The 10098-nt window shown below is 41.6% G+C and carries 10 protein-coding genes and 1 riboswitch; of the genes, 5 read left to right on the plus strand and 5 right to left on the minus strand.

The annotated features are described in order from the left end of the window. Positions 1-44: 44 nt before the first annotated feature. Entirely contained in the window at positions 45-599 is a 555-nt protein-coding gene (locus tag KYJ26_RS19930; protein WP_308807579.1) for a GNAT family N-acetyltransferase, read from the minus strand. Positions 600-798: 199 nt separating this feature from the next. Between KYJ26_RS19930 and kynA the strand changes: the two genes are divergently transcribed. The 3 genes from kynA to KYJ26_RS19945 all read left to right on the plus strand — a co-directional run bounded on the left by kynA (position 799) and on the right by KYJ26_RS19945 (position 2633). Then, complete coding sequence (gene kynA / locus KYJ26_RS19935) at positions 799-1638, plus strand: tryptophan 2,3-dioxygenase (RefSeq protein WP_219169312.1); 840 nt, start codon at positions 799-801, stop codon at positions 1636-1638. A 244-nt stretch (positions 1639-1882) separates the two neighbouring features. Beyond that, on the plus strand, positions 1883-2083 hold the full coding sequence (locus KYJ26_RS19940; protein ID WP_034763568.1) for a cold-shock protein: 201 nt from the start codon (positions 1883-1885) through the stop codon (positions 2081-2083). A gap of 106 nt (positions 2084-2189) precedes the next feature. Continuing rightward, positions 2190-2633 (plus strand): SACOL1771 family peroxiredoxin, encoded by a 444-nt coding sequence (locus KYJ26_RS19945; protein ID WP_219169314.1) that lies wholly within the window; start codon positions 2190-2192, stop codon positions 2631-2633. Between the two features lie 54 nt (positions 2634-2687). Here KYJ26_RS19945 and KYJ26_RS19950 read toward each other — a convergent pair whose 3' ends face one another. After that, the gene (locus tag KYJ26_RS19950) at positions 2688-3017 is read right to left on the minus strand and encodes a DUF3243 domain-containing protein (RefSeq protein WP_219169316.1); all 330 of its coding nucleotides are present in this window, start codon (positions 3015-3017) and stop codon (positions 2688-2690) included. A 203-nt stretch (positions 3018-3220) separates the two neighbouring features. On the opposite strand from KYJ26_RS19950, the gene KYJ26_RS19955 reads away from it, so the two are divergent. After that, entirely contained in the window at positions 3221-3958 is a 738-nt protein-coding gene (locus KYJ26_RS19955) for an SDR family oxidoreductase (protein WP_219169318.1), read from the plus strand. Positions 3959-3979: 21 nt separating this feature from the next. Beyond that, a complete protein-coding gene (locus tag KYJ26_RS19960; protein WP_219169320.1) occupies positions 3980-5446 on the plus strand; it encodes an aldehyde dehydrogenase family protein in 1467 nt (488 codons plus the stop codon). Between the two features lie 57 nt (positions 5447-5503). On the opposite strand, the gene KYJ26_RS19965 is transcribed toward KYJ26_RS19960, so the two are convergent. The 3 genes from KYJ26_RS19965 to KYJ26_RS19975 all read right to left on the minus strand — a co-directional run bounded on the left by KYJ26_RS19965 (position 5504) and on the right by KYJ26_RS19975 (position 9686). Beyond that, a complete protein-coding gene (locus tag KYJ26_RS19965) occupies positions 5504-6541 on the minus strand; it encodes a ribonucleotide-diphosphate reductase subunit beta (protein WP_219169322.1) in 1038 nt (345 codons plus the stop codon). A gap of 21 nt (positions 6542-6562) precedes the next feature. Continuing rightward, positions 6563-8815, minus strand: coding sequence for a ribonucleoside-diphosphate reductase subunit alpha (locus KYJ26_RS19970; RefSeq protein ID WP_219169324.1), 2253 nt, complete (start codon positions 8813-8815; stop codon positions 6563-6565). A gap of 127 nt (positions 8816-8942) precedes the next feature. Then, positions 8943-9122, minus strand: a riboswitch (cobalamin riboswitch). A gap of 153 nt (positions 9123-9275) precedes the next feature. Beyond that, positions 9276-9686, minus strand: coding sequence for a VOC family protein (locus tag KYJ26_RS19975; RefSeq protein WP_219169326.1), 411 nt, complete (start codon positions 9684-9686; stop codon positions 9276-9278). Between the last annotated feature and the right edge of the window lie 412 nt (positions 9687-10098).

Below are 10098 nucleotides of genomic sequence, written 5' to 3' on the forward strand. Positions count from 1 at the left end.
GAACCACTTTGCTCAGCATTCCGTTAAAGATTTCATGTGCATGATTACCCTTTTCTCCACTCCTCTTCCAATAACCCAAATAATAACGAATCTCTCCAACCATCATTCATTTTCATGTGATGGCGAATCCTTCCCTCAAGAGTCATTCCGACCTTTTCTAACACTTTTCGGGAAGAAATATTTTGAGGATCACAAGTAGCTGAAATCCTGTGGAGGTTTAATTCTGAAAACCCCTTATCGACCAATTTCCTCGCTACGAGTGTTCCTAAGCCCTTTCCCCAATAATCGGGATGAAGAATATAGCCGATTTCCCCGGAACGATGTATAAAGCTATTGATGTTAATCTCACCCGCTCCGATCACTCTTCCGACCCCACCATCAACCAGTGCATGTACATACCTGCTTTGCGGAACCACTTTTTCATCTTTTAAGACGTCATCAACATATGCCATTGTCTCCCGCGCCTTATTCGGACCCCAACTCTGAAACATTGAGACCACTTCCAAGGATGCATAGTCATGAACATCCCTCCAATCTTCTTTCATAAAACGTCGAAAATAGAACTGGGTAGAAAGGAGCACCTTCTCCACATCATTCACCTCGCATGATTTCTAAATTGTTCTAATTTTAACATGTTTCTCATGATGCAGAACAAACATTTAACAGAAAGTGATACAAAGAAGGAAGATCCCTGTTGAAGATAAAGGGAGGATTTCCATGTTCCCTTCAAGAAATATATATCAAGGGGGATCAATCAATTGCATCTCTGAATCAAGCAGAAGAAAGGGAGAAATATCAATGGTAAACAAAAAAGACTCTATGGGGAATGAAGAAGTATATACTGATTTTATTAACAGAATGACTTATGGAGAATATTTGGGGCTCGATACATTATTAGATAGTCAAAAAAGGTTATCAGGTCACCACGATGAAATGTTGTTCATCATTATACATCAAGTCAGTGAGCTATGGATGAAATTAATCCTTCATGAAATCCGTGCAAGCATTTCGTCCATTCAAAAAGGGGAACTATCACCGGCATTTAAAATGCTTGCACGTGTTTCAAAGATTCAATCACAGATCATTCATGCATGGGATGTGCTGTCAACACTCACCCCATCAGAATACGTCCAATTCAGGGACAGTCTCGGTCAAGCATCTGGTTTTCAATCGTACCAATACAGGATGATTGAATTTGCCCTTGGGTACAAAACGAAGCATGTGCTTGAAATTTACAAAAAGGATCCAGAGTTATTGACTCTGCTTCAAAAGGCATATGAAGCACCTTCCCTCTATGATGTTTCCATTATGGCTTTAGCAGATGCAGGGTTAGCCATTCATGAAGATGTCAAGAAACGTGATTATAAAAATCCTTATCAAGAAGACCAATCTGTGCTCGAAGCCTGGACAACCGTCTATAAAAATCCTGATCAATATTGGGATTTATATGAACTGGCCGAAAAACTGATAGACATTGAAGATTGGCTGCAGCAATGGCGGTTCCGTCATATGAAAACAGTGGAAAGAATCATTGGCCATAAAATGGGTACTGGTGGATCCAGTGGTGTAGGCTACTTGAAAAAGGTTCTTGATCACAGGTTTTTCCCGGAGCTATGGGATGTTCGCAGCAATCTTTAATTAAACTGCAATCGGCAGGTTTTAGAAGCCTTTAAATTAATGTAATATTCTCACTTTCTATCATTCTTGCTCATTAAAGACATTCATCGGGGTTGCCTTTTGTCATTTTACCTGATATTATGTAAGAGAATTATTTTTGTTCGGAATGGAAGGATGGACAAAGTTTTTAAAGCTTTTCGCCTTGAAGTTACGTGAGCAAGAATAGTAATACAATTGTGTGGAGAACACACGAGGAGGTAACATTATGTTAGAAGGTACAGTTAAATGGTTTAACGCAGAAAAAGGTTTCGGATTCATCGAGCGCGAAGGTGGAGACGACGTGTTCGTACACTTCTCAGCTATTCAAGGCGAAGGATTCAAAACTTTAGAAGAAGGTCAAAAAGTTTCTTTTGAAATCGTTCAAGGAAACCGTGGCGACCAAGCTGCTAACGTAACAAAAGCATAATACATGCTAAACCGGAAGACTCTACTCTGTAGAGTCTTTTTTCTTTGCCATCACAATGAAAAGTGTATACAATATTCTTACCATGCTTTCTAGGAGGCTTATATGTATGGCAAGACACTCGTTTCATATCTCTACTGATTGGCCAGGACTCAGGAATGATACAGGTACCCTGAGCTCAGAGAATTTCAATACAAAAATATCGATCCCCACAGAGATGGACGGTCCCGGTATCGGTACAAATCCCGATGAAATGCTTCTTGGGGCAGCCGCAACTTGCTATATCATCACTCTTGCAGCTATGCTTGAAAGAAGCCGTATAGAGAAAACGAACTTAACCATGACGTCCGAAGGAATAGTAGAAGTCGTTAAAGGGGTCATAACCTACAAGGAAATCATCCACCGCCCAATTCTGACACTGGGTCCCGCGACGGAAGAGAAAGACATCACACTTGCAAAGAAACTAATGGTGAAAGCAGAACAATCATGTATGATCACCCGTGCCATTAAAGGAAATGTCACTGTTCAGGTAGAGCCGGAAATACATATGTAAACTCATTAATTGAAAGGGCATCCGACCGGATGCCCTTTCATTATGAACACTGTGTTACGATTCTGAGTGAACCAGCTTCACGAGCATGTGAGAAAGCATATGCTGTTCTTCCTTACTGCCTGCTTTCCATAGTTCATATAATAACTTTTCTTCCCGGTTTTTTGGTTCTTCATGAGCGGCAAGATAGTCCCCTACCTTCTGTGCTGCCTTTGCCTGCTGCTCTTCGCTCATCCCCAGCTTATCCGCTAAGGAAACTTTGTTACCTAAGTATGATTTGAAATGATCAAAGTTAGAAAGAATATCCTCTTTTTTATCCTGGGACATATTTCCTAAAGCACTGTCCACCTTTGACTCCATCTTTTCTTCTGTAGAATGATTTGCCATGTAAACAACCTCTCCTCTCATTCAATCTACTATGTATATTCCCAGGGTAAGAATTGTTAAACCATTTTTTCTTTTATTTGGAAATACTATTTCTCATAAACCTCTAACCTTCCCGACTCTCTGTATTTTGTTTAAATGGAATAGGATTTGTGTAAACAATATAGGTGAATAGATCTAATGATATCGTTAGGAGGAAAATGAGGATGGGTAATAAGAAAGTAGCAATCATTACAGGAGCAAGCAGTGGGATAGGTCAGGCAACCGCAAAGGAATTAGCATCAAAAAATATAACGGTGATGCTTGCGGCAAGACGTGAAGAACGATTAAAAGAATTGAAAAATGAAATAGAAAAAATGGGCGGCACGGCTTACTATCATGTAACAGACGTGACGAACGTAGAAGAAATGGAACAGCTCGCGAAAACGACAATAGAAGAAGCCGGACAAATAGACATATTGGTCAATAACGCCGGACTCATGCCCCTTTCTTTAATCAACAAAAGAAAAATCAAAGAATGGGATCAGATGGTTGATGTCAATATTAAAGGGGTACTATATGGGATAGCCGCTGTCCTCCCTTATATGGAAAAACAGAAATCAGGACATATCATCAATATCTCTTCTGTTGCAGGTCATAAAGTGATGCCCGGAAGCTCAGTCTACAGCGGGACGAAGTATGCGGTCCGTGCGATTACAGAGGGGTTAAGGCAAGAAATGAATGCTTCTCATAACATCCGTACAACCATCATTTGCCCAGGTGCAGTTGCGACGGAACTGACAGAGACCATCACCGACGAGGACATCCTAGCCGCATTCAAGGATCGTGAAATGAAGCCACTCGACAGTGAAAACATCGCAAAAGCCATATCATATGCAGTCGAGCAGCCAAGTCATGTGGACGTCAATGAGATCATTGTCCGCCCTACCCAACAGGATATGTAAACAACAAGGAGGAATAGGTTGATGAATACACAATTTGATAAGCTATTTATTAATGGAGAATGGGTAGAAGGAAGCAGCGAAAATTCCATTCCCAATCAGAATCCATTTAATCATACGGAAATCGGCTCTATTACAGCAGCCAGTAAAGAGGACCTCGACAAAGCCTATCTGTCAGCACAGGAAGCTCAAAAATCCTGGGCTCACGAGCTACCTCAAACAAAGAGGACCATCATGGAAAAGGCAGTCTCTATTGTTGAGGAGAACAAGGATTTAATCATTGACTGGCTCATCAAAGAATCCGGCAGCACGTATATGAAAGCTGCAGGGGAAGTGACCGTTTCCATCAATAGTATGAAGGAAGCGGCAACCTATCCATATAGAATGGAAGGGAAAATCTTACCCTCTCAAGTTCCGGGGAAGGAAAACAGGGTGTATAGAGAACCACTTGGTGTGGTAGGCGTCATAAGCCCATGGAATTTCCCCTTTCATTTAGCCGTCCGATCCATTGCGACTGCCTTGGCAACCGGAAACGGAGTCGTCGTTAAACCCGCTACACATACTCCCGTGACAGGCGGACTTTTATTTGCAAGTATTTTTGAAGAAGCTGGGCTTCCAAAAGGATTACTAAATGTCGTAGTGGGGAAAGGGTCGGAAATCGGGGATGACATCGTGACGCATCCTATCCCACGATTGATTTCCTTCACCGGTTCAACGGAAGTGGGACGCCGAATCGGTGAGCTTGCAGGAAAAACCCTCAAGAAAACCGCTTTGGAACTCGGTGGAAATAATGTATTTATCGTACTTGATGATGCAGACCTCGATAAGGCTGTTGAATCAGCTCTTTTCGGTAAATTCTATCATCAGGGACAGATTTGCATGAGCATCAACCGGATCATGGTCCAAAAAGGGTTGTATGAAAGATTCGTGGATAGGTTTGTATCCCGAGTGAAAGAGCTGAATGCAGGAGACCCATCCGATAAAACGACTCATATCGGCCCTTTAATTGATCAAAATCAAGTTGAGCGAATTCTGAAGGATATAGAAAGCAGTAAAGAACAAGGAGCAGAGGTTGTGCTCGGCGGCAGTGCGGAAAAGAACTTATTATACCCGACGGTTCTGACACATGTCACGAACTCGATGCCAATCGCAAAGAATGAAATATTCGGACCGGTGGCTGCCATCATCTCGTTCGAAGACGATGATGAAGCCGTTCGATTAGCCAATGAACATCCATACGGATTAAGCGGTGCAGTCCACTCTTCCTCCATTGAGAGAGCAACGAATTTGGCACATCAAGTGGAGACAGGGATGATCCATATTAATGATGAACCTGTTAATGACGAACCGCATATGCCATTTGGTGGTGAAAAAAATTCAGGGCTGGGACGATTTAACGGAGAATGGGCACTCGAAGAATTCACGACGGTGAAATGGGTAGCCGTTCAACATAAAAGAAGGGATTATGGCCCTTTTATTGAAAAAAGATAACAAAAAGCGAGTCTCGTTGACTCGCTTTTTGTATTTTATCCGGTTTGACTTCCTTGCTCACAGTTCATCGAATCCATTTGCATCAGACGTTTTCGTATATTGTCTTGATTTTTGTTCAAAGAAATCGGTCTTCCCTCTATCCACTTCCTGATACGCTATGATCCATTTAAGAGGATTGGTCCTGTAACCCTCGAAAGGTTCGTCAAAACCTAACTGTTTCGCTCTTTTATTCGCCATGAATTTTATATAGTCCTCCAGGTCGCTCAGTAAGAGACCCTCCATATTGGAGCCAATGATTTCCCTCCCCCAGTCTATTTCAAGGAGGGCAGCCTGTTTAAATGCTTTCTTCCCGAAGGTACGAAGCTCCTCCGTTTGATAAGACGGATTTTCATTCAAGACCTCTTTAAATATCTTCTCAAATAATCCGACATGGAGCTGTTCATCCCGATTAATGTAATTGATCATCGTACTGGTTGCCACCATCTTCTGATTTCTGGCCAGATTATAAAAGAAGGCAAAGCCCGAATAGAAAAATAACCCTTCCAGGATGACATCAAATATGATCGATTTTAATAAATTTTCAACCGTTGGTGATTCTACAAACCCTTTGTAGCCATTTGTAATGAATTCATTCCTTTTTATTAAGATGGGATCTTTCTTCCAGAAATCAAATACTTCATCCTGCTTGCTCTTTGACACGATGCTCGATAAAACATAACTGTAAGAATGATTATGCACAACCTCTTGCTGTGCCAGGATGATCATCAGGGCATTAAGGCTTGAATCCGTTAAATAATCTGCCACTTTACCTGCATAGTCGGTTTGGACGCTGTCAAGAAGAGCGAGCAATCCTATTATTTTCAAAAATGACTCCTGCTCTCTTATTGAGAGAGTCGGAAATTGCTTGATATCCTTGGACATGTTGATTTCAAAAGGAGTCCAGAAATTCCCGAGCATCCTCTTATATTTCGGATAGGCCCATGAAAATCGAACATCATCCCAATTCAAGATATTTGAGCTTTCACCGTTAATGATTCCTGTAGATTTATTAGGTGCCTCTGAATCAATTAGGACCCTTTGTTTCAATTCATTCATCTTATACTCTTCCTCCCTGGTCTAGCTATGACAGCTTTCGCATTCTTCAAAATCGGATACCGACGTTGACCTGACATAATAAGTTGTCTTCAATCCGGATTTCCAGGCGTCCAGATGCAGCTCCAATAAATCTTTCGCTTTAATGTCATTTCTCACATACAGATTAAACGAAATCCCCTGGTCGATATGCCGCTGCCTTTTCACATTCTGTTTTACACTCCAATGTTGATCCACATGATAAGCAGTTTTGTAATACCAGGTTGTTTTCGGTGATAGATCAGGAGCGGTGACGGGAATCTTATAATCTTTCTTTTCTTCGGAATACTCCAACCTGAAGATCGGATCAATGCTCGCAGAGGATCCCGCAATGATTGATGTTGAGGAATTGGGTGCAACAGCCATCAGATATCCGTTACGAATTCCTTTCGAAGAAACCTTATCCTTCAATTCAGCCCATCTCATACTGGAATATCCGCGTTTCTCAAAATATTCTCCTGAGGACCATTCAGATCCGTCAAAGCATGGGTATTCACCCTTCTCGTCCGCCAGTTCGCAGCTGGCTTTTATCGTGTGATAAGCAATTTCTTCATAAAGAGAGTCGCAATAGTCCACCGCCTGACTGCTTTCCCACTTCATTCCTTTTAGTGCAAGAAGGTGATGCCATCCGAATGTTCCCAACCCGATTCCCCTATACCGTTGATTGGTCAATTGAGCCTGCAGGACAGGAAGATCATTCAAATCGATTACGTTGTCCAATAACCGTACTCCTATCGATACAACCCTCTTTAACTCATCATCCATAACGGTTTTGGCTAAGGAGATGGAGGCAAGATTGCAGACGACATAATCACCAGGAGACTTATAGGTCACAATTTTTCCATCTTTAATTACTTCTTCTTCTATAACGGTAGGACTCATATTCTGAGCGATTTCCGTACATAAATTACTGCAATAGATCATTCCTTTATGGGAATTTGCATTCAGGCGGTTAACCGTATCACGGTAAAACATATAAGGTGTTCCCGTTTCGAGCTGTGATATCATGATACGCTTAAAAATGTCGATGGCCGGAACCACTTCCCTGGAAAGGAGCGGATGATCTACACAATCCCAGTACTTCTCTCGAAATGATCCCTTGCCTTTCCTTTCATCATAGAAATCTTCCAGTGAATATCCCATGACTGTTTTCACTTCATGAGGATCGAATAAATACCAATCTCTCCTCTCCTCAACTTGTTCCATAAATAGGTCCGGTATTGAGACTCCTGTGAAAAGGTCATGGGTCCGCTGTCTTTCGTCCCCATTGTTCAAACGTGTATCCAAGAAAGGAAAAATGTCTTTATGCCATACATCTAGATATACGGCAATCGCCCCTTGGCGCTGTCCTAATTGATCGACGGAAACCGCCGTATTATTCAGTTGCTTCATCCAGGGGATAACACCTGAACTTACCCCTTTAAAGCCTTTGATATCACTTCCTCTGCTCCGGACCTTTCCTAAATAAATTCCTAATCCCCCGCCATTTTTACTCAATGTGGAAACATCTGTATTGCTGTCATATATACTTCTTAAGTCATCTTCCACAGTATCTATGAAACAGCTGGATAACTGGCCATGGCTCTTCCCTGCATTCGCAAATGTAGGGGTTGCCACCGTCATATACAAGTTGGAAAGCGCCCAATAGGCTTCTTCAATCAAGGAGATTCTCTTTTCTTTCACTTCATTCCTGAACAGGGTCATGCTTATGATCATAAATCGCTCTTGTGGCAATTCCAGAATGGCGCCTTCATGGGACTTTGTTAAATATCTCTCGGCCAATGTAACAATTCCTATGTAAGTAAGGAGATGGTCCCTTGTCGAATCCAGCTTGGAGCCCAAGTAGTCCAATTCTTCTTTGCTATAACTATCAAGCAATGCAGGTGTATATAATTGTGAAGAAGTTATATCTTTGACCACTTGATAAAAGGAGCCGTACGGATTCTTATCTGTTGTCCCCCTTGATAAGGCCGTCCTCTGATATAAATCCTTTATATACAGTGATGCGGCGACATATGTCCAATCCGGTTCATGTGCGGAGATACGTTCAACTGCTGTCAGGATCATAAAATGATAGAGTCTTTCTTTATTCATGTCCTGTTGTTCAGCATAGAGCAAAATTTTTTCATTGTATTCGGTGAAATAAAGATCCGGAAACCGACTGTCCAGACTTTTTAGAATCTCTTCTACCTCTTTTATCCGTTCATTTACTGTGATTGACAAAATGATTCCTCCCATTATGAATAGTGGGGAAGGAGTAAAAAAAGCCCATCCTTCTAAAAGGATGGGCTTTATATAGACGGAGATATAAATAGACTTTAGCCTATTACAATCCTCGCTTTATCCTCCCAATTCCCGAAGAAGATAACACGTGATAAATAAGGCAGGTCTCCTGGCTAGCGCTTCACTCTACTCTAAGGCCTTCCCATCTTATCGACAGTGGCAGTTCCTTATTTCGTCGGCACATACAGTTGCGGGGACAGCTCCGGTTTCACACCGGATTCCCTTTTAAGTCTCAACAGACACCTTATTCACAGGTTATAATCAATATATAGTTAATTAATTACAAAAGAACACAAAATGTTGTGTTCTTCATCATCATATACGATTTATTTTAGAAATACAAGCAAATCTATTAAACTTTTTCCAGTATCGCTCTTCTTCTATTTAGAGTCAAGCATCAAGATGGTTTCTTCTTTTAAACATTAAAGGCTTCTTTAAACTGTGGACTTAATTCACTCCACACATCAAATAGATTGCCATCAGGGTCCGCGAATACGAAATTAAGACCACTGTGGCCCCTGTCCTCGATCTTCCCCGTCTCCACTCCCTGATCAAGCAAACACTCTCTCAAGTTGTTTAAATCACTTATACCATCCACTTCAAACGTTAAGGAAAATCGCTTATTTCGGTGCTTATCCAAAAAATTGCTGCTTTCTCCTTCTATCGAGCTCACCAAAAAGATACTTTGATGGGCAAGATCTAAAATAGCTTTATCTTCGTCCATATAGTTCAACTTGGCGCCTAACTTTTCCTGATACCATGTACTCGCCATTTGGACATCACTTACCGGGATGTAAATCGTCCCCACTCTTATCAGTTGCTTCATCTTCTCTCTCCTTTTAATCGTAATACTGTTACCAATTCAACAAAAGGAAGAAAATCCCTTCCCATTGGAATATGCCTATAATTATTATTTTCGTTGAAAAGGGCAGAAGAAGAATGAATACTCTCTGCAAATGGACACTGTTCAGTCCTCATCTTCTTTTATGTTGGTTGAGCTCATGCCCCCCTCTCTCTATAATTCAAATAGAAGGTTGTTTGACAGTATTCTTTGGTCCCCAATATTTTTTTCAGGTTGTTTAAATGGAGTATTCTCGATTTAAGCAGCCTCTTTTTTTAATGTAGGCTGTTTTCGTAACCATTGTTGCTTTTGGATGTAGCGAGTGGCGGTTGATTTCCGCTACAGGTGCTCGCTTTCCGCGGGGCTGGCGGTGAGCCTCCTCGGCTGCGCCTGCGGG

The organism is Rossellomorea orangium (assembly GCF_019334305.1).
In the GTDB taxonomy this organism is placed as follows: domain Bacteria; phylum Bacillota; class Bacilli; order Bacillales; family Bacillaceae_B; genus Rossellomorea.